Genomic DNA, 23,371 nt, shown 5'->3' with positions numbered 1-23,371 from the left:
AATCAGGCGGGTATCGCAAGGGTCAGGCGTTGCGGCGATTGTCCAGCGCGAAGGCGCCGGCGCTGGCGAACACCAGATAAAGGAAGATGAAGCAGAACGAGATCGCCGAATCGCCGCCGTTGTTGACGGGGAAGAAGTCGCGCGGCATGTGCGCCATGAAATAGGCGATCGCCATTTCGCCCGCCAGAAGGAACGCGACCGGTCGGGTGAACAGGCCCAGCGCCAGGAGGATGCCGCCGGCGAATTCAAGGATGCCGGCTGTGAGTGTCAGTCCAGTCAAGGCGCCGGCATGTTCGCCGATCGGGAAATTGAATAGCTTCTGCGAGCCATGCTCGATGAACTGCAGGGCCGTGACGATGCGCAAAACACCGAGTGCCTGCGGCTGATATCTGGCAAGGCCGTCGAAAAGCTTCATCCAAAACTCCCTTTACCCTCCCGGACCGGGCATAGATTACCGCCCGGCAATGGACCATTCACTTCACATGACCTGCCATCAACAACCGGTGATTGGAAATGTTCCCCAGCCCTTTCATATCATTCACGCTAGGGTTGCATTCTTGCCGCTATGGTTGTATTGGTGTGTGGATACTCCAACCGGGTGGGTTCCCTTTGCCATGAAAAAAGTCGTCATCAGCCTATTCGCATTCCTTGCGGGCACCAGCTTCGCCATGGCTGAGGAGGCAGGCTGCGAGGCCTTCAAATGGTCGGTGACGCGGGAACAGGCCCTGTTTGCCGCAGCGCCTTCAACTTCGTCGGAAACGACGCTGGCGGTCGGTGCGGCCGCGGACCTGGCGCTGGTGCCGGTCGAGAAAGCCGGCTTCGCGATACCGCCCGAACGTGCTCCTGTGGCAGGCACGTTCGGCGCTGTTACCAGCGTGGAGGTGCCACCCGAGGGTGCTATACAGATAAGTCTCTCGGGTGAGGCCTGGATCGATGTCATTCAGGACGGCCACGCCATCAAGTCGGCGGGCTATAGCGGCGTGAAAACCTGCCCCGGCATCCGCAAGAGCGTGCGCTTCAAGCTTGCGTCCGGCCCGGCCACCGTCCAGTTCAGCGGCGCGAAAGAGGCTGACCTGAAGGTCGCGGTGCTGGCGCCGGAATAGATTGGCGCCAAGCTAAGGAATACGGCCCTTCATCGGTGGTGCGATGAAGGGCCGGCGTTTTGTTCCCACGGTGTTTATCGCCGTCAGCGTACCGGCGCCATCAATGCGAAATGCGCGCCTTGCGGGTCCTGGCACTGCACGACCCAGCTGCCGCCGGGGACCTCCATCGGCCCCATCAGGATCTTGCCGCCATTGTCGGTCACGCGTTTGGCCGCCGCGTCGATGGCCGGAACGTTGAAATAGAATTGCCAGACCGGGACCGGAATCTGATCCGGCTTGTTCATGATGCCGCCACCAGATTCGGGGCCGGCGGTGAAGGTCTGGTAGGTGCCCATCGGGCCCATATCGAAATCGCCGGCATCGACCCAGCCGAACTGGTCGGAATAGAAATCGAACGCGGCCTTCCAGTCGCTGGTGTAAAGCTCGTGCCAGCCGATATGGCCTGGCGTGCTGGCCGGCACGACAGGCTGGTCGGGGCCGTTCGGCTGCAGGAACATGAATGTCGCGCCTTGCGGATCGGCGACGACGGCAAAGCGTCCGACGCCCGGAATGTCGTCGGGCTGGCGGTGAACGGTGCCGCCGGCTTTTCCCAGCGATGCCGTCGAGGCATCGACATCTTTTGTATGGATGTAGCCCAGCCAGGCGGGCGGCATGCCCATCTTGGCGGCATCCTCGGGCATCGTCATCAGGCCGGCGACGCCGCGCTCGCCGACGTTCATGACGATATAGCGGGGCATGCCGGGGGCCTTGTCGAAAGGCTGCGCCGTCCAGCCGACCACATTGGGGTAGAACGCTTCGGCGGCGTCGAGATCGGTGGTCATCAATTCGTACCAGAAGAAGGGCATCGGGGCTTTTGGCATTTCGGTCTCCTCACCTTTCATGCATCGATCGTCATTCGATCCATCCTAGGACGATCTTCACGACGGAAATCCGACAGCCCCCGAACAACAATGTCTCCGCCAAGCGTTCCCCGATTGCGCGCCGGGCCGTTTTCGATTTCTCTGCGGTCATGAGGGGTTGTCGTTCATGCGCTTGATGTCGCTCACGCCCGAGCTTATCGCACTGTGCCATCGGCAAGAGGCCGATCCCGGTCCGCCGGAGGGCGAAAAACCGGCCCAGATCGAAAGGCTGCTGCGGCGCGAGATCAGCGACCACGAAAGTGTCGACACGGTCAGGTGGCTGCCGGTGCATACGGCGCAAGGCGCGCTGCGCGCGCTTGGCTTCTGGGTGGGCGTGAAGGGCAGGGGAACGTCGCTGAACCAGCCGCTGGACAAGGTGGCGAGCGTGCTGGCCAGAGCCTGCGGGCATATCGGGTCCGGCGCCGAATATCTCTACAAACACGGTTAGTCATCTCGAAGCATTCGGCATCCACGATCGCAACCTCTGGCGGTTGCAGCAACTGGTCGCGGACGAGGTCAGATCTATCCATGGCCGTGGACTTGAGCCCGGCCATTCGCTCGCGCAGCAAACGCTATCGCAGTCGACATAACATGAGTAAAATAATCATGTTATGTCGAGCCTTTTCAACAGCTTGCGGCGAAAATTGACCAATTGATAAAAAAATAAAACGTGCTAGCCTTTCCCAAAATGAAAAACATGGGGAACTGAGAATGCCAGAAGGCCAGTTCAAAGAAGGCATAGCAGGCGGCAGGCTCTCGGCCGACCAGTACGCGGACAATTTTTCCGACTTGCACCCGCCGCTGGATCACCATGAGGCGCTGGTTGAATCCGACCGCTGCTATTTCTGCTACGACGCGCCGTGCATGAATGCATGCCCCACCTCGATCGATATTCCGCTGTTCATCCGCCAGATCTCGACCGGCAATCCGATCGGTTCGGCCAAGACGATCTTCGACCAGAACATTCTGGGCGGCATGTGCGCCCGCGTCTGTCCGACCGAGACGCTGTGCGAAGAAGTTTGCGTACGCGAGGTGGCCGAAGGCAAGCCGGTGCAGATTGGCCGCCTGCAGCGCTATGCCACCGACGTCGCCATGGGCGAGAACAAGCAGTTTTATACGCGCGCCGAGCCGACCGGGAAGACAGTCGCCGTGGTCGGCGCCGGGCCGGCAGGCCTTGCCGCCGGGCATCGGCTCGCACGCCATGGCCATGACGTGACCATCCTGGAGGCGCGCCCGAAGGCCGGCGGCCTCAACGAATATGGCATCGCCGCCTACAAGAGCGTCGACGATTTCGCCCAGGCCGAAGTCGACTACGTGACCGCCATCGGAGGCATCGACATCCAGAACGGCAAGGCGCTCGGCCGCGACTATCAGCTCTCCGACCTGATCCGGAACTACGACGCGGTGTTTCTCGGCATGGGACTTGGCGGCGTCAACGCGCTGCGCGCCGATGGCGAGGACGCCGACGGCGTCGTCAATGCGGTCGAGTTCATTGCCGAGCTGCGCCAGGCGAGTGACCTTTCCGGCCTGCCGGTTGGCCGGCGCGTCGTCGTCATCGGCGGCGGCATGACGGCGATCGACGCCGCCGTGCAGTCGAAGCTGCTTGGCGCCGAGGAGGTGACGATCTGCTACCGGCGCGGCCAGGAGCATATGAACGCTTCCGAGTTCGAGCAGGATCTGGCCGCCGCCAACGGCGTCACCATCCGCCACTGGCTGCAGCCGAAGCGGGTCATTGTCGAAGGCGGCAAGGTGTCGGGCGTCGAACTCGAATACACCGCCCTGAACGGTGACAAGCTTGCCGGCACCGGCGAGAGGCTGACGCTCGTTGCCGACCAAGTGTTCAAGGCCATCGGCCAGAGCTTTGTGCCGGCCGCACTCAACGGCAGCGGCGCGTCGATCGACCTCGAGGCCGGCCGCATCAAGGTCGATGCGGAAGGGCGCACTTCGCTGGCCAGGGTCTGGGCCGCCGGCGACTGCATCTTCGGTGGCGACGACCTCACCGTCTCGGCGGTCGCGCAAGGCCGCGACGCGGCGGAGAGCATCAATCGGGCACTGACCTCGAACGGGAGGGCATGAGCATGGCGGATATCAGAAACAATTTCGTCGGCATCAAATCGCCCAATCCGTTTTGGCTGGCCTCGGCGCCGCCGACCGACAAGGCCTACAACGTCATCCGCGCCTTCAAGGCCGGCTGGGGCGGCGTCGTGTGGAAGACGCTGGGCGAGGAAGGCCCGCCGGTGGTCAACGTCAATGGTCCGCGCTACGGCGCGATCTGGGGCGCCGACCGCCGCCTGCTCGGCCTCAACAACATCGAGCTGATCACCGACCGCGACCTGCAGGTCAATCTGCGCGAGATCAAGCAGGTCAAGAAGGACTGGCCCGACCGCGCCATCGTCGTCTCGCTGATGGTGCCCTGCGTCGAAGAGGCCTGGAAGGCGATCCTGCCGGTGGTCGAGGAGACCGAGGCTGACGGCATCGAGCTCAATTTCGGCTGCCCGCACGGCATGTCGGAACGCGGCATGGGCGCCGCCGTCGGCCAGGTGCCGGAATACATCGAAATGGTGGTGCGCTGGTGCAAGCAGAACACCCGCATGCCCGTCATCACCAAGCTGACGCCCAACATCACCGATGTGAGGAAGCCGGCGCGGGCGGCACATGCCGGCGGCACCGACGCGGTGTCGCTGATCAACACCATCAACTCGATCACCGGCGTCGACCTCGACAGCTTCGCGCCGCAGCCGACCATCGACGGCAAGGGCTCGCATGGCGGCTATTGCGGTCCGGCGGTGAAGCCGATCGCCATGAACATGGTGGCCGAGATCGCGCGCGATCCCGAAACGCACGGCCTGCCGATCTCCGGCATCGGCGGCATCACCACCTGGCGCGACGCGGCCGAGTTCATGGCGCTCGGCGCCGGCAATGTGCAGGTGTGCACGGCGGCGATGACCTATGGCTTCAAGATCGTGCAGGAGATGATCGCCGGCCTCGAAAACTGGATGGACGAGAAGGGCCATACCACGCTCGACGACATCGTCGGCCGCGCCACGCCCAATGTCACCGACTGGCAGTATCTCAACCTCAACTACGTCGCCAAGGCGCGTATCGACCAGGACGCCTGCATCAAATGCGGCCGCTGCCACATCGCCTGCGAGGACACCTCGCACCAGGCAATCACCAGCATGGTCGACGGCGTCAGGCATTTCGAGGTGATCGAGGCCGAATGCGTCGGCTGCAACCTGTGCGTCAATGTCTGCCCGGTCGAGAACTGCATCACCATGGAGCCGCTGGCCGTCGGCGTGATGGACCAGCGCACCGGCAAGCCGGTCTCACCGATCTACGCCAATTGGACGACCCACCCGAACAATCCGATGGCCAAGGTGGCGGCGGAGTAGTTTTTTGTCATTGCCGATTAGCGCAATCGCCCCGTGTGTCCGCACGGGGCGATTTTGTATGGTCGCGACAAAGGGGCAGCGCAACCCATGAGATAATCTGCGCATCAGTCGTTCCCGCAGTATCACAAAGCCTCATGCACATTGTCGTTTCGAAAGCAGGGGATTCTCCATTTTCCCATTGCGGATAAAAGATATCCACGATAAAATATATCCATGATTAGGAGATCCACCCAATGAAGCTGGGCGAGGGCGTTGAAGCAGCCATCCACTGCGCCGCCATGCTGGCCGGTGTCGAGGGCAACAGCGCCATGGCGGCCTCCGCCATGGCGGAGGCGTTCGGCCTTTCGCCGAGCTATCTCCTGAAGCATCTCAATATGCTGAGCGCGGCGCACATTCTGGAATCGGTCTCGGGTCCGGCCGGCGGCTACCGGCTGGCGCGGCCGGCCGAGCGTATAACGCTGCTCGATATCGTGCTGGCCGTCGAAGGGCGCGAGCCGGCCTTCCGTTGTGGCGAGATCCGCCGCAATGGTCCGGTCAGGCTCGACGCATCCGCCTATGTCAAACCCTGCGGCATCAACGCCGCGATGCTGAAGGCCGAAAAGGCCTATCGCGCCGCACTCGCCGAAGCAAAGCTGTCCGACATCGTTTCGGAATACATGACCGATGCCGATCCGCGTTCGGTGGCAGCCGGCTGCGCCTTCGTGGCGCGCCATCAGCGGCCGCAGAAATCCAGTTCAACCAAGCAAGCACAAAGGACATCAAGATGAAACAGAGGCTGCAATTCTTCGCCAAGGCGCCGGAGATCATGAAGGCGGTGTCGGCGCTCAACAAGGCGGTGGACGAATGCGGGCTCGAGGAAAGCCTGCTGCACCTGATCAAATTGCGGGCGTCGCAGATCAACGGCTGTTCGTATTGCGTCGAGATGCACAGCCGCGAGGCGAGGCGCGACGGCGAGACCGAGCAGCGGCTCTATCTGGTTTCGGCGTGGAAGGAATCGCCGCTGTTTTCCGAGCGCGAACGCGCTGCCTTGGCCTGGACCGAGGCGGTCACCCTGATCTCCAACAGCGGCGTGTCGGACGAACTCTATGCACGGACGCTCGAGCACTTCTCGGAGGAGGAGTTGGTCAAGCTGTCCGTCGCGCTCGGCATGATCAACACCTGGAACCGGCTATGCGTCCCGTTCCAGGCACTTCATCCGATGCCGGCGGCCAAGGCCGCCTGATCGTCCTGATCCAGTTTTGGAGTGCCGTCGATCGGCGGCGCTCCAATTGTTTCTTCAAGGGGAGAGTTCGATGCCTGCCGATTTGCCTTCGACCTTATTGTTCCTCGGCCGCCTGCTGCTCGGCGGCGCCTTCGTTTTCGCCGGCTTGCGCAACATTCAGAATGCGGCGTTCCTGACCCAGTTGATGGCCGCGCGCGGCGTGCCGCAGGCGCGGCCGGCGCTGTGGCTCGGCATCGTGCTTCAGGTCGGCGCCGGCGTGCTGGTGATCGCCGGCTTGTGGACGGCAATCGCGGCAGCGGTACTGCTGGCATTCCTCATCGTTGCCACGCCGATGTTCCATAATTTCTGGGACCATCAGGGCCCGGAGCGCGCGTCGCGCATCAATGGCTTCGTCGGCAATGTCGCGCTGAGCGGTGGTTTCCTGACGCTGATCGCGCAGTCGTTTTAGCCGCAGTTCCATGCCGACTGCGGCACTGTAGCGCCGACAGTATGGATCATTAAAACGGAACCAATCGAGCGGTTGACGCATTTCGCCCCTGTATGCCGAGCATCCCGGGATGAAATATGAAAATTGCCCATGTAGCGCCGCTCTATGAATCGGTGCCGCCCAGACTCTATGGTGGCACCGAGCGCATCGTCTCGTATCTCACCGAAGCGCTTGTCGATTTGGGCCATGAGGTGACGCTGTTTGCCAGCGGCGACAGCCAGACCTCCGCGAAGCTGGTGGCTGGCCGGGAGTGCGCGCTTCGCCTCGATCCGCGTCCTTTCAAATCCGAGATCGCGGCGCATCTTTCGATGCTTGCCGAGGTGCGGAAACGGGAGCGGGAGTTCGACGTCATCCACTTCCACCTCAGCCACTTCCTGCACTTTTCCTTCTTCGAGGACATGGCGGAGCGGACGGTAACGACTCCGCATGGCAGGCTGGATTATGTCGATCTGGCGCCGGCTTATGCGCATTTTCCGCGCTTTCCGATGATTTCCATTTCGCGCAGCCAGAAGGCGGGCCTTGCCAGCGCCAACTGGCTAGCGACGATCCATCATGGACTGCCGACCAACATTTACGAGCCGAGTTTCGAGACGACGGCGGAGGAACCCTATCTTTGCTTCCTGGGCCGGTTTTCACGCGACAAGCGCCCGGACCGCGCCATCGAGATCGCCTTGCGCTCGGGATTGAAACTGAAGCTTGCGGCAAAGATCGGCGACGACGATCGTTCCTATTTCCACAAGATGGTCGAGCCTTTGATCGACGGCGATCGCATCGTCTATGTCGGCGAGATCGAAGAGGACCAGAAGGCGGAGTTTCTCGGCAAGGCGGCCGGCCTGCTGTTCCCGATCGACTGGCCGGAGCCGTTCGGTCTGGCCGCCATCGAGGCCATGGCCTGTGGCACGCCGGTGATCGCCTGGAATTGCGGCGCGCTGCCCGAGATCATCGATCAGGGCGTAACCGGTTTTATCGCCGGATCGATGGACGACGCCGTCGCCGCGGTGCCGGACTTGCTGCGGCTCGACAGGCGAAAGGTGAGGGCCGTTTTCGAAAAGCGGTTTTCCGCCAAAAGAATGGCCGGCGATTATCTCGCCGCTTATACGCGCCTGATCGGTGTCCCGGTTGAGGCGAAGGCATCGTGAGCAACGATGTGTTCGGGCGACGACAACGAAACAAGAGGGGATTTGTGACGAATGGCCCAACTCGATGAGCGCCAGCTCGATCCCGCCGTAGCGCTTGCTTCGCTCGACGCGACCGCTCCTCGCGAGCCGCACCGGCTGTTCGCGCTCAAGCAGGGCGACTGCTTTGCGGTTGCCGATGCCTTTGGTGACATACGCGGCGCCGGTGACGGTTTCTTCCGCGACGATACACGCGTGCTCTCCGAATTCCGGCTGACCGTCGGCGGCAGGCAGACATCGCTGCTTGGCGCCTCGCTCAGCCAGGACAATGTGCTGTTCACCGCCAATCTGACCAATCTGCCGATGCAGAGCGTCAGCGGCCGCGACATTCCGCAGGGCGCGATTCATATCGAACGCGTCAGGCTGCTTTGGCAAGACAGGCTGTTCGAGCGCATCACCCTTTCCAACTACAGCCGGGAGACCTCGACAATCGGCGTTTCCCTGCACTTTGCCGCCGATTTCCGCGACATGTTCGAAGTGCGCGGCTCGACACGGCCGAGGCGCGGAATGGCCCATGTGGCCGAGATGGATGCGACATCCGTTCTGCTGCGCTACGACGGGTTGGATGGGCTGGCGCGCGTATCGGCGGTATCGTTCTCGCAGGCGCCGGACCAGTTGACCGCCGACCGTGCCGATTTCCTGGTTGCCGTAACCAAGCGCAGCCGCAAGGTGCTTTATGTCGAGGTCGGTCCCGAGATGGCGGATGCGCCCGACCGCGACCGTTTCCGCGCCGCCGCCGCCCGGGCGCGCTTTGGCATGCGGGCCAAGCGCCGCCATGGCGCGACGGTGCACAGTTCGGGCCGCGTCTTCAACGATTGGGTGGAGCGCGCCCGCGCCGATGTCGCGCTGCTGACCACGGAGCTTTCGACCGGACCCTATCCCTATGCCGGCATCCCCTGGTTCTCGACGGCGTTCGGCCGTGACGGCGTCATCTCGGCGCTGCAGATGCTGTGGCTCAATCCAGGCCTGGCGCGGGGCGTGCTGGCCTTCCTTGCCCAACACCAGGCGACGGAGACGTCGCCGTTCAGCGATTCGCAGCCGGGCAAGATCATGCACGAGACGCGCAAGGGCGAGATGGCGGCGCTGCGCGAGCTTCCTTTCGGCCGCTATTATGGCGGTGTCGACACGACGCCGCTCTACATCCATCTCGCCTGCGCCTATGCCGATCGTACCGGTGACATGGCGTTCATCGACAGCCTGTGGCCGTCGCTGTGCGCCGCGGCCGAATGGACGGAGGAGGCGGGCCGCGAGACCGGCTTCGTCACCTACCAGCGTGCCGCCGAGTCCGGCCTCGCCAACCAGGGATGGAAGGACAGTTTCGATTCCGTCTTCCACGCCGATGGCCGCATTCCCAAGGGCCCGATCGCGCTGGTCGAGGTGCAAGGCTATGTCTTTGCCGCCTTCCGGGGGCTGGCCGCACTTGCCCGTCGCCGCGGCGAGGACGACAGGGCCGATCACTGGGAGGGCCGCGCCGAGGCCATGCGGGTCGCAGTGGAACGCGATTTCTGGCTCAACGATCTCGGCTTCTATGCCCTGGCGATCGACGGTGAAGGCGAACCCTGCAAGGTGCGGACCTCGAATGTGGGCCATCTCCTCCTTGTCGGACTGCCCGAACCGGGGCGGGCGCGGATGGTCACCGATCAGCTTCTTTCCGCCTCCTTCCACTCCGGCTGGGGGCTGAGGACGCTTGCCGACGATGCGGTGTTCTTCAACCCGATGTCGTATCACAATGGCTCGATCTGGCCGCATGACACCGCCATGTGCGGTGCCGGCCTGGCGCGCTATGGCGAGCGTGAAAGCGTGGTCCGCCTGATGAGCGGCACGTTCGAGTCCGCGGTCCATTTCAACATGCGGCTGCCCGAACTGTTCTGCGGCTTTACCCGAGCGCCGGGCGAAGCACCGATCGCCTATCCGGTAGCCTGCCTGCCGCAAGCGTGGTCGGCTGGCTCCGCCTTCATGCTGATGCAGGCCTGCCTTGGCCTGGAGATCGACGGCTGGGATGGCGAAATCCGCGTTACCCGTCCCAGGCTGCCGATCGGCATCGACATGCTCACGCTTCGCCATCTGGGCGTCGGCGAAAAAGTGGTCGATCTCACCTTCCAGCGCGTCGGCGACCGGGTCGTCGCTTTCCTCGCCGACCGCCATGAAGGGCTGGTGCCGCTCATCGTTAGAACATGAACCAGATTGGGCGGAACCGATCCCGGCCTTGTGCGTTGCAAAAATGTAGGTCCGGACGGCGACCTTATCGCCGGTGGATAGTTTCAAATCGGAAACACGAACAAAACGGCCGCCGAACGGCCGGAGGTGAGTTGATATTCCAATGACAAATTACGGTGCGGACCTGCTCTGGGTTCTGATCCTTGCGAGCCTCGGTCTTTCCGCTCTTGCCGTTTTCTTCTCCATATCGCGGCAGCGTCGCAGTCACCCTCCGGCGGTCGTACATCCGGCCGGCGAGGACGTGGCCGCGGAAGCGGCGCGCAAGGTGATACGGGAGTTCGAAAAGAATGGCCAATCGGCCGACGCGGCGCTGGTGACATGGTCGCCCGAAACATTGCGCAAGATCCTGGCCGACGACCTGCCGGGGGCGCAGGTTATCGTGGTGTCCAACCGCGAACCCTATATCCACAACATCAATAATGATGGCGTCGAATTGCTGGTGCCGGCCAGCGGGCTGGTGTCTGCGCTCGAGCCGATTACCCGCGCCTGTGGCGGCACCTGGATTGCCTATGGCGGTGGAACGGCAGACCGTATGATGGTCGACGACAACGATCGCGTGCAGGTGCCGCCGGGCAATCCGTCCTACACGCTGCGCCGGGTCTGGCTGACGGAGGAAGAATATCAGAGCTACTATCTCGGCTTCGCCAATGAGGGGCTCTGGCCGCTTTGCCACATCGCCTTCACCCGGCCGATTTTTCGCGCCTCGGACTGGGAAGCCTATGAAGCCGTCAACCGGAAGTTCGCCGACACGATAGTCGCCGAAGCGCGCAACGAGCGGCCGATCGTGCTGGTCCAGGATTATCACTTCGCGCTGCTGCCGCGGATGATCCGCGAGCGCCTGCCCGAGGCGATCGTCATCACCTTCTGGCATATCCCATGGCCGAACTCGGAGGTGTACAGCATCTGCCCGTGGCGTGAGCGCATCCTTGAGGGACTGCTCGGCAGCTCGATCATCGGTTTCCACACCCAGTTCCACGCCAACAATTTCACCGAAAGCGTCGATCGCTTCCTGGAAAGCCGCATCGAACGGGCGGATGCAGCCATCTCCTATGGTGGGCAGACGACGCTGGTGCACGCCTATCCCATCTCGATAGAATGGCCGGCGGATCTTCTGGCAAGATTGCCTGATGTCGATGACTGCCGCGCCCGCCTGCGGAACAGGTTCGGACTGAAAGCGGATGTGAAGCTGGCCGTCGGGGTCGAGCGTCTCGACTACACCAAGGGCATTCTCGATCGGTTTCACGCGCTGGACGAATTGTTCAAGCGATACCCTGAATGGATCGGAAAACTGGTTTTCCTGCAGGTCGCGGCGCCCAGCCGCGGCACGCTCCCTGCCTACAGGCTGCTCCATGACGAATGCCACCGTTATGCCGAAGAACTCAACCAGCGTTATGGCAGCGAGGGCTACAGACCGGTGATCATGGTGGCCCAACATCACTCTCAGGAACAGGTCTACGAAATCTACCGGGCCGCCGACATATGCATGGTCACAAGCCTGCATGACGGCATGAACCTGGTCGCAAAGGAATTCGTCGCGGCGCGAGACGACGAACAGGGCGTTTTGATGCTCAGCACATTCGCCGGTGCTTCGCGCGAATTGCTGGAGGCGCTGATCGTCAATCCCTACGACGCCGCCATGATGAGCGAAGCGCTGCTGCAGGCGCTGACCATGACTTCAGAAGAACAGCGCGAACGTATGCGGCCCATGCGCGAGACCATCCGCAACAACAACGTCTATCGCTGGGCCGGCAGCATGCTTCTGGACGCGGCGCGCTTGCGCAAGCGCGGTGATCTCGACCGGGTGACCGGTGTTGGCGACCGTCCGCAAGGTATCGACAATGTCGTTCCCATGTTCGAGCGCAAACGGGTGGCACTATCATGAGCGATATCCTGCAAAAGGCTGCGAGCGAGACCCTGCAAAAGCCGCAGCCCTTGCTGACCGGCGAGTGGGCGCTGTTCCTCGACATCGATGGCACCCTGCTGGAGCATGCCGAACATCCGGACGCCGTTTCGGTCAGCGCCGAGCTTCGCTCTTTGCTGCAAGGCCTGGATCACAAGTTGGACGGGGCATTGGCCTTCATCACCGGCCGCTCCGTTGCGGCCGTGGACCATCTGTTTCAGCCTTTGAAGTTGCGCGCGGCCGGGCTTTATGGCCTGGAACACAGGCTCCTGCCGGACGACGATGTCGAAATCGCGGACGAGCCGGCGGATATTGCCGCCCTTGCCGACGAGATCGAGGCCGAGTTCGGTCGCGGGAAGGTCTATATCGAGCGCAAGGGCCGGGTGCTGGCCATCCACACGCGCGCCGCCCCGCACCTGCTTCCCCGCGCCACGCAGCTTGTCGAGCAAGCGCTGGCCGTCCTGCCAAAGGGCTATCGGGTGGTTGCCGGCAATGCCGGTGTGGAGTTGCTACCGCTCGAGGCAGCCAAGGGCGCCGCGATCCGGCGCTTCATGGATATCGCGCCATTCAGAGGCCGCCGCCCGGTCTTCCTGGGCGACGACACCTCGGACGAAAACGGCTTCGAAGCCATCAATGATGCCGGCGGAATATCGATACGGGTGAAGCCACCAGCGCATACCGCCGCGCGGTACGGGCTTGCCGGCGTTGCCGAGACGCTCGCCTGGCTGAGAGGCCAACTTTAGGTCCAGCCGACGCATCCGCGATCGTGCATCTGGAAAGGGTAAGGAAAGGAACGGTTCGATGGGACGCTTTGCACAACTGGTTCGAGAGATCACACCGAGTTGGCTTCATTCCCGCTCCTCCCGCCATGGGTCCGCCAACATTTCACCGTCCGACGCGGACTACAGCTGGCAGGAGGCGATCGACAACAAGATGTATGGAGCCGACACGCCTGACTATTCCTATGTTCCGGATAAGCCCGCTTCAGATGCCGCAAGACCGGCCGGCGACAGCTCCATGGGCGAGAAAAACATGCAGCGCGGTCCAACGAAGTCCAATTGAGGGTGAAAGCATTTCCGCGGCGGACGATCGCTACGCCGCAAATCGCAGGCCGCCGTCGCAAGTCAGGACCTGGCCGGTCATGAAGCCGTTGGAGACGAGAAACGCGATTGCGTCGGCGACGTCCTCGGCGCGGCCGACGCGGCCGACCGGCGTCTTGCCGGCATAATCGGCAAACAGCGCCTGCCTCTGCTCCTCGGCCAGGAAATCCCACCAGGGCGTGTCGATGACGCCGGGCGCCACGACATTGACGCGCAGTGGCTTCAGTTCCACCGCCAGGATCGGCACCACGGTCAACAGCATGCCGTTGATGGCGGCGATGCCGGAGACGCCGGGAGTTGCGAGTTGGGCCGATACAGCCGAGATGAAGGTCACCGATCCGCTTCTGTTCAAGGTTGGCAAGGCGGCCTGCAGGCAGGACAGCTGCGGGCGGACTTTCTCGTCGACGCCGCTGCCGATGTCGCTCAGGTCAAGCGTCGGGAAGGGGCCAAGGCCCTTGCCGCCGCTGGCGGCCAGCACCAGATGGTCGAAAGGGCCGAGGCGCTCGAAGAACCCGCTGGCCTCGTCCGGCTTCGCGGCATCGAAAGCGGCCTTGTCGGCAGCGCCGCCAAGGCTTTTCCATGCGTTCTTCAGCTTCTCCTCGTTGCGCCCGGTGATGGTCACCTTCATCCCGGGACCAAGCAGTTTTCGTGCCGTCGCCAGGCCGATGCCGGACGAGCCGCCGACGACGACGGTGTGTTGGATTGTCGTGGTCATGAACGCTGTTCCTTCGATGTGGGGGAAGCCAGGCCGACGAGGTCCTGGCTCAAACTTCGCAACTGTTGTCTCGCCCTGGCGTCGTAGGCTTGGTCATCAGCGCGGGATTCCCGCAGGCCGTCGAAATAGAGGCCGCTTTTCCCGTCGAGCGCGGGTGATGTCGCGAGGTTGAGGATGGCGTCGGCGCCGGTTTCGACCGAGCTCCATGGTGTCACGCCGGCCTGCCGGACCATGGTGGTGTTCATGTAGCTCGCCGGATGCAGTGCGTTGACGGTGACGCCGGCACCCTTCAGCTGTTCCGCGAGGTCGACAGTGAACAGGATCTGCGCCAGCTTGCTTTGGCAGTAGGCGCGCACGCCGTCGTAACTGCGGGTCAGCATGACATCGCTAAAATCGATCGCCTGCTGCCCCGCCGAGGCGACATTGACAATGCGCGCCGGAGCACTGGCCTTCAGCAACGGCAGAAGCTCCGATGTCAGCAGGAAACCGGCGAGATAATTGACTGCGAAGCGCAGTTCGTAGCCATCAGCGCTGACTTGGCGTTTGGCGCCTTGGCCCGCCGTTCCGATGCCGGCGTTGTTGATGAGGATCTCGAGCCGGTCCGTCCTGGCACGCACCGCCTCGGCGAGGCGGCGAACCTCGGCCAGAGAAGAGAGGTCGGCGACCACAAGCTCGGCCCTGCCGCCGGCGGCTTCGATCTCAGTGACAACAGCCTTGCCGCGCGTTGCATCGCGGCCGTGTACAAGGACACGGGCACCCGCGGCGCCGAGCCGTTGCGCGACGACGCGGCCAACTCCGTCGGTCGAGCCGGTGATGAGGATTGTCTTGTCTTTCAGGTCCATGTTCAGAGCCTCCGTTCTGTTGCTCTGGGTGGAAGATGGGACAGTTGGCGCGAGCCAAACAGTTCAAACTTTATCCTGGTATCAATACTGCTATAATAAGCGCATGGAGTCCCAACCCCAGCCGGCCCCCACACACTCCGCTGAAGACAGCCGCCGGCGCGAGCTCGGCGCTTTCCTGCGCTCGCGCCGCGAAAGGCTGACGCCCTCGGCCATAGGCATCGCCACCGGCCTGAGGCGGCGCACGCCCGGGCTGCGCCGTGAGGAGGTGGCGATGATCGCCGGCGTCGGCACGACCTGGTACACGTGGCTGGAGCAGGGGCGGGAGGTCCGGCCCTCGGTCGAGGTGCTGACCGCGCTCGCCGAGGCGTTGCGCCTCGACGCCGCCGAAAAACAGCATTTGTTCATCCTGGCCGACCGCCAGCAGCCGGAACGTCGTGCCGTGGCGCCGGAAAAGGTCGACGGCCCGTTGCTGCATATGCTGCAAAGCCTGGTTCTGCAGCCGGCCTATGTGGTCGGGCGACGCTGGGACGTGCTGGCCTGGAACCCGGCGGCCGTCGCGGTGTTCGGTGATTATGGCCTGCTGGAGGGTGACGCCCGCAACATCGTCCACATGGTGTTCACCAATCCGCACCACCGGCGCCTGCTGGTCGATTGGGAGGAATTGGCGCGCACCGTGCTGGCGTCGTTCCGGGCGGCGAGCGCCCGGTATGTCGGCGATCCGGATTTTGAGCGGCTGATCGAGTTGATGACGCGCTCGAGTCCCGAGTTTCGCGCCTGGTGGCCGCAGCGCGACGTCGCGCACCGGCTGTCGGGAGTGAAGCATGTCCGGCACCCGAGCGCGGGCGCGATGACATTCGAGCATATGAGCCTGTCGATCGGTGACGGCTCCGATATGAAGCTGATCGTCTACACGCCGCTTGCCGAGCAGAACTCCGTCGCCAAGCTGCAGACATTGCTGGACGCGCTGCCGGCCGAGCGGCGCAGCGCCTGAAGCGTCAGCTTTTCGGCTTCAGCCCGTCGAGGAATAATTGCTCCAGGAACCTTGCAGCGTCCTCGAAGCGACCGTCGCCGCCACGGTTCGGCCCGAGCACGGCGCGGACCTGGACATCGAAATCAGCATAGTGCTGCGTCGTCGCCCAGATCGAGAAGATCAGGTGCCAGGGGTCGGTTCGGGCGATCTTGCCGGCGCGCATCCAGCCCTTGATGACGACGGCCTTCTCGTCGACCAGCGTTTTCAACTCCCCGGTCAAGAGCGGCATGATGCGCGGTGCGCCTTGCAGGATTTCGTTGGCGAACAGCCGGCTCTCGCGCGGGAAATCGCGCGCCATCTCCAGCTTGCGCCTGATGTAGCTGCGCAATTCGGTCAAGGGATCGCCAATGTCGTCGAGTTCGCGCAGCGGCGCCAGCCAAGTGTCGAGCAGGCGCTGCATCAGCGTCTCGTGGATGTCTTCCTTGCGGCGGAAATAGTAGAGCAGGTTCGGCTTCGACATGCCGGCGGCTTCGGCGATCTGGTCGATGGTCGACCCACGAAAACCGTTGGTGGAGAACACCTCGAGCGCCGCCTCCAGGATGAGTTCCCGCTTTTCCTGCTGGATGCGGGTCCGGCGAGGCGTGTCCGTTCCGGTGGTCACCGTTGCAAGCCCTCGTGTTGAGGGTCATCTGGACCAATTCTCTGGACCAGTTTTTCCCTAGCCTGTGGAACGCACTTCAGGTGCCGCATTTCCGCTAGTAATCCCTTGACCGCCGACAGGGCGGTGCTAACGTTTGTCCAATCGGTCAAAAATTTGCGTAGCATGAAAACGCGGCAAAGACCAAGCGTTGGGCGCACCGAAACAGGTTACAAGGGGAAGTCTTGGTCATGTCCAACCGGCTGAAAGTCACGCCGAACGATCTCAGCGCATTCTGGATGCCGTTCACGGCAAACCGGCAGTTCAAGCAGGCGCCGCGCATGATGGTGTCCGCAAAGGACATGCATTACACAACCAGCGACGGCCGCAAGGTTCTCGACGGTACCGCTGGTCTCTGGTGCGTGAATGCCGGCCATTGCCGGCCGAAGATCACCGAGGCGATCCAGCACCAGGCCGCCGAACTCGACTATGCGCCCGCCTTCCAGATGGGCCATCCGATCGTCTTCGAACTGGCCAACCGCCTGGTCGACCTCGCGCCCAAAGGCATGGATCATGTCTTCTTCACCAATTCCGGTTCGGAATCGGTCGAAACCGCGCTCAAGATGGCGATTGCCTATCACCGCGCCAGGGGCGAGGGATCGCGCACCCGGCTGATCGGCCGCGAGCGCGGCTATCACGGCGTCAATTTCGGCGGCATCTCGGTCGGCGGCATCGTCACCAACCGCAAGATGTTCGGCACGCTGCTCGGCGGCGTCGACCATATGCCGCACACGCATCTGCCGGAAAAGAACGCCTTCACCAAGGGCGTGCCGGAGCATGGCGCGGAACTCGCCAACGAGCTGGAGCGCATCGTCGCGCTGCATGACGCCTCGACCATCGCCGCCGTCATCGTCGAGCCGGTCGCCGGCTCCACCGGCGTCATCCTGCCGCCGAAGGGCTATCTGCAGAAGCTGCGCGAAATCTGCACCAAGCACGGCATTCTGTTGATCTTCGACGAGGTCATCACCGGTTTCGGTCGTCTCGGCACGCCGTTCGCCGCCGATTATTTCGGCGTCACGCCTGACATCATGACCACAGCCAAGGGCGTCTCCAACGGCGTCATCCCTATGGGAGCGGTGTTCGTGAAGAAGGAAATCCACGACGCCTTCATGACCGGCCCCGAGCACATGATCGAGTTCTTCCACGGCTACACCTATTCGGGCAATCCGATCGCCTGCGCGGCCGCTCTGGGCACGCTCGACACCTACAAGGAAGAGGGCCTGCTCACCCGCGGCGAGGAACTGGCGCCGTACTGGGAAGACGCACTGCATTCGCTGAAGGGCGAGCCGAACGTCATCGACATCAGAAACATCGGCCTGATCGGTGCGATCGAGCTTGCGCCGATCGCCGGCCAGCCGACCAAGCGGGCCTTCTCGGCCTTCGTCAAGGCGTTCGAGCGCGGCGCGCTGATCCGCACCACCGGCGACATCATCGCGCTGTCGCCGCCGCTGATCATCACCAAGGGCCAGATCAACGAATTGATCGACCATGTGCGCGAAGTGCTGAGGGCGATCGATTGAAGAACTGGACGCGGATATCCATCCCCCTCGAGGGGAGGGTGGCCGCGAAGCGGTCGGGTGGGGTCGGTGCGGCAGTGCGCCGACCTGATCTTTTGCTGCGAGGTCGCTCCTGATGCCCCGTACCCGCGTGAGTTTCGAAATGCGCCAGAAGGCGCGCGCGCTTCGAGTTCACGCGACCAAGGGCGAATCCCTGCTGGGGTATGAACTGCGGGAGCTGAAATCAGCCGGCATCAAGTTTCGCCGCCAGTGCCCGATCGGGCCCTATATCGTCGATTTCGCTTGCCTCGCGGTGAAGTTGATCGTTGAGATCGACGGTGATCCGCACGAACACGAGAAGGGTAAACGGCACGATGCCGTTCGTGACGCCTATCTGCGCTCACTCGGGTTCGATGTCTTTCGCGTTGACGAGCCCGATGTCATAAACAGCGCGTGGCACGTCGCGCGGGTGGTCAAGGAAAAGGTCGCGCGCATGTTCGGCGACCCCACCCGACCGCTTCGCGGCCACCCTCCCCTCGAGGGGGAGGGGGACGCAGGCGCTGCACAATCGATGAGGTTTTAAAGCATGGCCGCACCCGGCGAGAATCTGCGAATCAATTCAGACCGTTTGTGGGATTCCATCATGGAAATGGCGAAGATCGGTCCCGGCATTGCCGGCGGCAACAATCGCCAGACCGTGACCGACGAGGATGGCGAGGGCCGGCATCTGTTCAAGCGCTGGTGCGATGCGGCCGGGCTCGAAATGGGTGTCGACGAAATGGGCACGATGTTTGCCCGCCGAGAAGGCACCGATCCGAGCCTGCCGCCGGTCTATGTCGGCAGCCATCTCGATACGCAGCCGACCGGCGGCAAGTATGACGGCGTGCTTGGCGTGCTCGGCGGGCTTGAAGTGGTGCGCTCGCTCAATGATCTCGGCATCAAGACCAAACACCCGATCGTCGTCACCAACTGGACGAACGAGGAGGGCGCGCGCTTCGCGCCGGCGATGATGGCGTCCGGCGTGTTCGCTGGCGTGCTCGATCAGGCCGATGTCTACGAGCACACCGACAAGCAGGGGAAAAAATTCGGCGAGGAACTCGAACGCATCGGCTGGAAGGGCACCGAGAAGGTCGGTGACCGCAAGATCCACGCCTTCTTCGAACTGCATATCGAGCAAGGACCGATCCTCGAGGACGAGGGCATCGACATCGGTGTCGTCACCCACGGCCAGGGCCTGAAATGGCTGCAGGTGACGCTGACCGGCAAGGAGGCGCATACCGGCTCGACACCAATGCCGAAGCGCCGCAATGCCGGGCTCGGCATGGCTCGCGTGATCGAGCTGGTGCACGAGATCGCCATGGACTACCAGCCGGATGCCGTCGGCGCCGTCGGCCACATGGAGGTCTACCCCAATTCGCGCAACATCATCGCCGGACGCACCGTCTTCACCATCGACATCCGTTCGCCGGAGAAGGAAGTGCTGGACGCCATGGACGGCCGCATCCGCGAAGGCATCGACACGATCTGCGAGGCGTTGGACATCCAGTACAAAATCGAGCAGGTCGGCCATTTCGATCCGGTCACCTTCGATGCCGGCTGCGTCAAGGCGATCCGGGATGCCGCCGAACGCCTCGGCTATTCCCACCGCAACATCGTTTCCGGCGCCGGCCATGACGCCTGCTGGATCAACCGCGTCGCTCCGACCGCAATGGTGATGTGCCCCTGCGTCGACGGCCTCAGCCACAACGAGGCCGAGGAGATCACCAAGCAATGGGCCAGCGCCGGCGCCGACGTTTTGTTCCACGCAGTGGTGGAGACGGCGGAGATCGTCGGGTGAACTGTCGGCGCTGTACCCCCACCCCTAACCCCTCCCCACAAGGGGGAGGGGGATCAGTAGTGCCGGCGCCTATGGCGAAAGTTTTGAAGGGTTCAGCTGTGACAGCGCGACGCCAAGCCTCCCTCCCCGTTGTGGGGAGGGATTGAGGGTGGGGGTACTCTTGGCACCGACCGGAATTGATCCTGCTGTTATCAAACGAGCCAGGGTTTTGCGTCGGAACATGACGGAAGGCGAGCGTAAGCTCTGGTCCGAGTTGAAGGAGTTCCGTCGCCTATACGGTTTACACGCCAGAAAGCACGCACCCATCGGCCCTTACGTTGCTGACTTTGTTCTGCATGGGAAGAACCTCGTTATCGAAGTGGATGGAGAGCATCACTTCACACCGGAGCAGATGGAGAAGGATCGGATACGCGACGCATGGTTTTTCCGACTGGGCTATCGTGTGTTGCGGCTTTCGACCGGAGATCTGGCGAACTCTTTCGATGGTTGCATCGAGGAGATATTGAGGGAAGTTGGAGTCATGTAGAGGCCGGGCTTCAGCCCTGAACCGATCTGAAATACTGCCAAGACGCTCGCAAAGAAGCGCGATGAGAACAAGGGAACAAGAAAAATGACCAAAGTCATCAAGAACGGCACCGTCGTCACCGCCGACCGCACGTGGAAGGCCGATGTGCTGTTCAGCCACGGCAAGATCGTCGCCATCGGCTCGGACCTGCATGGCGACCACGAGTTCGATGCCACCGGCTGCTACGTCATGCCGGGCGGCATCGACCCGCACACGCATCTCGAAATGCCGTTCATGGGCACCTATTCGGCCGATGATTTCGAATCCGGCACGCGCGCCGCCTTGGCCGGCGGCACCACCATGGTGGTCGATTTCTGCCTGCCGGCGCCGAAGCAGTCGCTGCTCGAAGCCTTGCAGATGTGGGACAACAAGACCTCCAAGGCGTCCTGCGACTACTCCTTCCACATGGCGATCACCTGGTGGGGCAAGCAAGTGTTCGACGAAATGGCTGATGTCGTCGACAGGGGCATCACCTCGTTCAAGCACTTCATGGCCTACAAGGGCGCGCTGATGGTCGACGACGATGAGATGTATGCGTCGTTCCAGCGCTGCGCCGACCTTGGCGCGCTGCCGCTGGTGCATGCCGAGAATGGCGACGTGGTTGCGGCACTCTCGCAGAAGCTGCTCGCCGCAGGCAACAACGGTCCCGAGGGCCATGCCTATTCGCGGCCGCCGGAAGTCGAAGGCGAAGCGACCAACCGCGCGATCATGATCGCCGACATGGCCGGCGTGCCGCTCTATGTCGTGCATGTCTCCTGCGAGCAGGCGCATGAGGCCATCCGCCGGGCGCGCCAGAAGGGCATGCGCGTGTTCGGCGAGCCGCTGATCCAGCATCTGACGCTGGACGAGAGCGAGTATTTCGACAAGGACTGGGACCATGCGGCGCGCCGCGTGATGAGCCCGCCCTTCCGCAACAAACTGCATCAGGATTCGCTGTGGGCCGGCCTGCAGGCCGGATCGCTGCAGGTGGTGGCGACCGACCATTGCGCCTTCACCACCAAGCAGAAGCGCAACGGCGTCGGCGATTTCACCAAGATCCCGAACGGCACCGGCGGGCTTGAAGACCGCATGCCGGTGCTGTGGACCACCGGTGTCAACACCGGCCGGCTGACGATGAACGAGTTCGTCGCGGTGACCTCGACCAACATCGCCAAGATCCTCAACATGTATCCGAAAAAGGGCGCAATCGTCGAAGGCGCCGACGCCGACATCGTCGTCTGGGATCCGAAACGCACGAAAACCATCACCTCGAAGAGACAGCAGTCGGTGATCGACTACAATGTCTTCGAGGGGTTCGAGGTGACCGGCCTGCCGCGCTTCGTGTTTTCGCGTGGCGAACTGTCGATCCAGGAGGCCGAGGTCAAGGCCAAGCCTGGCCATGGCGAGTTCGTCGCTCGCGAGCCGAATGCGGCGGTCAACCGGGCGCTGTCGACGTGGAAGGAAATTTCCGCGCCGCGCAAGGTCGAACGCACCGGCATCCCGGCGACCGGGGTTTGAGCTTGGCGCGTTCGGCTGCGCTCATTTCGTTGGTCTTGGCGGCAATTGCCGCTGGCCCGGCGGCAGCAGGCGGCGTGCTGGCCGGCTCCTGGGGCGATGATGTCGGCTGTGCCGGCGTCAAGGCCGGTTATCAGGACAGCGATGCTTATATCGTGCTGACCGCCGAAGGCATCGAGACCTATGGCAGCGGCTGCCGGTTCGCGCGGCAACTGACGCCGGTGCTGGGCACGCAATCGCTCAGTTCGACCTGCTCCGCCGAGGGCGAAGCGGGGACGACGATCGAAACAGTCGTGGTCACCAACAAGGGGAAGGATGGTTTCTTCGTCACCATCCCCGGCCTTGAGGAAATGGGGCCGCTGCAATCATGTTCGTGACGTTTTGGGGGTGAGCATGCGTGGTTTTGGTCTGTCTGTTGCGATGGTTCTCGTGCTGGCCGCGGGGCAAGCCTCGGCGGCGGGCATCGATCTGTCCAAGCCCTATGGCAACAAGTCCGGCTGCATCAACAAGAACGGCCAGGAAGTCTATGCGGAAGACATGCTGCTGCTGAACGATACGGAATTCATCACCGCGACCAGCGCCTGCACCTTTACCGATAAGAAGACGCAGGCTGACGGTTCGCTGGTGGTGAAGTCAATGTGCGAGGCAGAAGGCGAGGATGGTCAGTCGCCGATACAGTTCACCATCAAGCGCAGTCCCAAGAACGCCAAGAAGCTGGTGATCGCGGATGAGGATGGCACTGTGTACGGGGAAGTGTCCCGGTGCCGATGACGCGCAAGTTCGCATCGGCGCCGTCGGTTTCAGGCGACCAGCGCATCCAGTTCCGGCAACAGCACGACGCTTTCCTGTTCGTTGGGATCGGTGCGAGCAATGACGGCCGAAGACGGGGCACCGCTCAGATTGGCCGGCAGATGTGGCACGCCGGCGGGAATGTAGAAAAGGTCGCCAGCCTTGACGACGATATGGTGCTCGAGCCGGTCGCCATACCACGTATGGACTTCGCCGGAGAGGACATAGATCGCCGTTTCATGGCTCTCATGCATGTGCGCCTTGGCGCGGGCGCCGGGTGGGAGGGTGAGCAGATGCATGCAGATGCCCGAGGCACCGACGGTTTCAGCGGCGATGCCGGCGAAATAGGTCAATCCCTGCTTGCCTTCATAAGTGCTTTCAGGGCGGATAAGATGACAAGTGGGTTTGGGCGACATCGGGAAACTCCGGGCGTCGATTGAGTGGGGACAAGACCAATGGGACAGGGCGAGT

At 62.8% G+C, this 23,371-nt stretch carries 25 protein-coding genes and 1 pseudogene; 20 read left to right on the top strand and 6 right to left on the bottom strand.

Annotation, left to right across the window (positions count from 1 at the left end):
* Positions 1-22 precede the first annotated feature (22 nt).
* Entirely contained in the window at positions 23-415 is a 393-nt protein-coding gene (locus tag NKH03_RS05010) for a DoxX family protein (RefSeq protein ID WP_352967402.1), read from the bottom strand.
* A gap of 199 nt (positions 416-614) precedes the next feature.
* Between NKH03_RS05010 and NKH03_RS05005 the strand changes: the two genes are divergently transcribed.
* Positions 615-1,103, top strand: a complete 489-nt coding sequence (locus tag NKH03_RS05005) for a hypothetical protein (protein WP_352967400.1) — start codon at positions 615-617, stop codon at positions 1,101-1,103.
* A gap of 83 nt (positions 1,104-1,186) precedes the next feature.
* Here the strand turns inward: NKH03_RS05005 and NKH03_RS05000 are convergent, their stop codons facing one another.
* Positions 1,187-1,963 (bottom strand): VOC family protein, encoded by a 777-nt coding sequence (locus NKH03_RS05000; RefSeq protein WP_352967398.1) that lies wholly within the window; start codon positions 1,961-1,963, stop codon positions 1,187-1,189.
* 166 nt (positions 1,964-2,129) lie between these two features.
* On the opposite strand from NKH03_RS05000, the pseudogene NKH03_RS04995 reads away from it, so the two are divergent.
* The 11 genes and pseudogenes from NKH03_RS04995 (at position 2,130) to NKH03_RS04945 (ending at position 13,457) form a co-directional block, all read left to right on the top strand.
* Positions 2,130-2,592, top strand: a pseudogene (locus NKH03_RS04995) (hypothetical protein).
* A gap of 121 nt (positions 2,593-2,713) precedes the next feature.
* A complete protein-coding gene (locus NKH03_RS04990; protein WP_352967396.1) occupies positions 2,714-4,078 on the top strand; it encodes an NAD(P)-dependent oxidoreductase in 1,365 nt (454 codons plus the stop codon).
* A 2-nt stretch (positions 4,079-4,080) separates the two neighbouring features.
* On the top strand, positions 4,081-5,394 hold the full coding sequence (gene preA / locus NKH03_RS04985; RefSeq protein ID WP_352967393.1) for an NAD-dependent dihydropyrimidine dehydrogenase subunit PreA: 1,314 nt from the start codon (positions 4,081-4,083) through the stop codon (positions 5,392-5,394).
* 233 nt (positions 5,395-5,627) lie between these two features.
* Positions 5,628-6,161: an RrF2 family transcriptional regulator gene (locus tag NKH03_RS04980; protein ID WP_352967392.1), complete on the top strand. Its 534-nt coding sequence runs from the start codon at positions 5,628-5,630 to the stop codon at positions 6,159-6,161.
* Positions 6,158-6,616 (top strand): carboxymuconolactone decarboxylase family protein, encoded by a 459-nt coding sequence (locus tag NKH03_RS04975; protein WP_352865497.1) that lies wholly within the window; start codon positions 6,158-6,160, stop codon positions 6,614-6,616. Before NKH03_RS04980 ends, NKH03_RS04975 begins: the two co-directional genes overlap by 4 nt.
* Before the next feature lie 70 nt (positions 6,617-6,686).
* Positions 6,687-7,064, top strand: coding sequence for a DoxX family protein (locus NKH03_RS04970; protein ID WP_352967391.1), 378 nt, complete (start codon positions 6,687-6,689; stop codon positions 7,062-7,064).
* Between the two features lie 116 nt (positions 7,065-7,180).
* Positions 7,181-8,242 (top strand): glycosyltransferase family 4 protein, encoded by a 1,062-nt coding sequence (locus tag NKH03_RS04965; protein WP_352967390.1) that lies wholly within the window; start codon positions 7,181-7,183, stop codon positions 8,240-8,242.
* A gap of 51 nt (positions 8,243-8,293) precedes the next feature.
* Positions 8,294-10,456 carry an amylo-alpha-1,6-glucosidase gene (locus NKH03_RS04960; RefSeq protein WP_352967388.1) on the top strand — a complete coding sequence of 721 codons (2,163 nt, stop codon included), beginning with the start codon at positions 8,294-8,296 and terminating at the stop codon, positions 10,454-10,456.
* Positions 10,457-10,598: 142 nt separating this feature from the next.
* Positions 10,599-12,377: an alpha,alpha-trehalose-phosphate synthase (UDP-forming) gene (locus NKH03_RS04955; protein WP_352882010.1), complete on the top strand. Its 1,779-nt coding sequence runs from the start codon at positions 10,599-10,601 to the stop codon at positions 12,375-12,377.
* Positions 12,374-13,138: a trehalose-phosphatase gene (otsB, locus tag NKH03_RS04950; protein ID WP_352865486.1), complete on the top strand. Its 765-nt coding sequence runs from the start codon at positions 12,374-12,376 to the stop codon at positions 13,136-13,138. The genes NKH03_RS04955 and otsB overlap by 4 nt, the downstream gene beginning before the upstream one ends.
* Positions 13,139-13,196: 58 nt before the next feature.
* Positions 13,197-13,457, top strand: coding sequence for a hypothetical protein (locus NKH03_RS04945; protein WP_352865483.1), 261 nt, complete (start codon positions 13,197-13,199; stop codon positions 13,455-13,457).
* Positions 13,458-13,487: 30 nt separating this feature from the next.
* On the opposite strand, the gene NKH03_RS04940 is transcribed toward NKH03_RS04945, so the two are convergent.
* Both NKH03_RS04940 and NKH03_RS04935 read right to left on the bottom strand, forming a co-directional pair.
* Entirely contained in the window at positions 13,488-14,210 is a 723-nt protein-coding gene (locus tag NKH03_RS04940) for an SDR family oxidoreductase (RefSeq protein WP_352967387.1), read from the bottom strand.
* On the bottom strand, positions 14,207-15,052 hold the full coding sequence (locus NKH03_RS04935) for an SDR family oxidoreductase (protein ID WP_352967385.1): 846 nt from the start codon (positions 15,050-15,052) through the stop codon (positions 14,207-14,209). Before NKH03_RS04935 ends, NKH03_RS04940 begins: the two co-directional genes overlap by 4 nt.
* Positions 15,053-15,155: 103 nt before the next feature.
* Here NKH03_RS04935 and NKH03_RS04930 point away from each other — a divergent pair, with 103 nt between their 5' ends.
* Positions 15,156-16,043, top strand: coding sequence for a helix-turn-helix transcriptional regulator (locus NKH03_RS04930; RefSeq protein WP_352967384.1), 888 nt, complete (start codon positions 15,156-15,158; stop codon positions 16,041-16,043).
* Positions 16,044-16,047: 4 nt separating this feature from the next.
* Here NKH03_RS04930 and NKH03_RS04925 read toward each other — a convergent pair whose 3' ends face one another.
* Positions 16,048-16,683, bottom strand: a complete 636-nt coding sequence (locus NKH03_RS04925; protein WP_352882019.1) for a TetR family transcriptional regulator C-terminal domain-containing protein — start codon at positions 16,681-16,683, stop codon at positions 16,048-16,050.
* A 227-nt stretch (positions 16,684-16,910) separates the two neighbouring features.
* On the opposite strand from NKH03_RS04925, the gene aptA reads away from it, so the two are divergent.
* From aptA to NKH03_RS04890, 7 genes are all read left to right on the top strand, one after another.
* Positions 16,911-18,239, top strand: a complete 1,329-nt coding sequence (gene aptA / locus NKH03_RS04920) for an omega-aminotransferase AptA (RefSeq protein ID WP_023756951.1) — start codon at positions 16,911-16,913, stop codon at positions 18,237-18,239.
* Positions 18,240-18,351: 112 nt separating this feature from the next.
* Positions 18,352-18,798: an endonuclease domain-containing protein gene (locus NKH03_RS04915; RefSeq protein ID WP_352967383.1), complete on the top strand. Its 447-nt coding sequence runs from the start codon at positions 18,352-18,354 to the stop codon at positions 18,796-18,798.
* Positions 18,799-18,801: 3 nt separating this feature from the next.
* On the top strand, positions 18,802-20,052 hold the full coding sequence (locus NKH03_RS04910) for a Zn-dependent hydrolase (protein ID WP_352967381.1): 1,251 nt from the start codon (positions 18,802-18,804) through the stop codon (positions 20,050-20,052).
* A 160-nt stretch (positions 20,053-20,212) separates the two neighbouring features.
* Positions 20,213-20,578 (top strand): endonuclease domain-containing protein, encoded by a 366-nt coding sequence (locus NKH03_RS04905; protein WP_352967379.1) that lies wholly within the window; start codon positions 20,213-20,215, stop codon positions 20,576-20,578.
* An 84-nt stretch (positions 20,579-20,662) separates the two neighbouring features.
* A complete protein-coding gene (gene hydA / locus NKH03_RS04900) occupies positions 20,663-22,114 on the top strand; it encodes a dihydropyrimidinase (protein ID WP_352967377.1) in 1,452 nt (483 codons plus the stop codon).
* Positions 22,115-22,116: 2 nt separating this feature from the next.
* Positions 22,117-22,488 (top strand): hypothetical protein, encoded by a 372-nt coding sequence (locus NKH03_RS04895; protein ID WP_352967376.1) that lies wholly within the window; start codon positions 22,117-22,119, stop codon positions 22,486-22,488.
* 16 nt (positions 22,489-22,504) lie between these two features.
* Positions 22,505-22,882 (top strand): hypothetical protein, encoded by a 378-nt coding sequence (locus tag NKH03_RS04890; protein WP_352865458.1) that lies wholly within the window; start codon positions 22,505-22,507, stop codon positions 22,880-22,882.
* A 29-nt stretch (positions 22,883-22,911) separates the two neighbouring features.
* Here the strand turns inward: NKH03_RS04890 and NKH03_RS04885 are convergent, their stop codons facing one another.
* Positions 22,912-23,316 (bottom strand): cupin domain-containing protein, encoded by a 405-nt coding sequence (locus NKH03_RS04885; RefSeq protein WP_183450844.1) that lies wholly within the window; start codon positions 23,314-23,316, stop codon positions 22,912-22,914.
* Between the last annotated feature and the right edge of the window lie 55 nt (positions 23,317-23,371).

This window comes from Mesorhizobium sp. M1406 (assembly GCF_040317555.1).
Taxonomy (GTDB): domain Bacteria; phylum Pseudomonadota; class Alphaproteobacteria; order Rhizobiales; family Rhizobiaceae; genus Mesorhizobium.
Note: the sequence above shows the minus strand (reverse complement) of the source record. Positions and strands in the feature narration are given on the sequence as shown.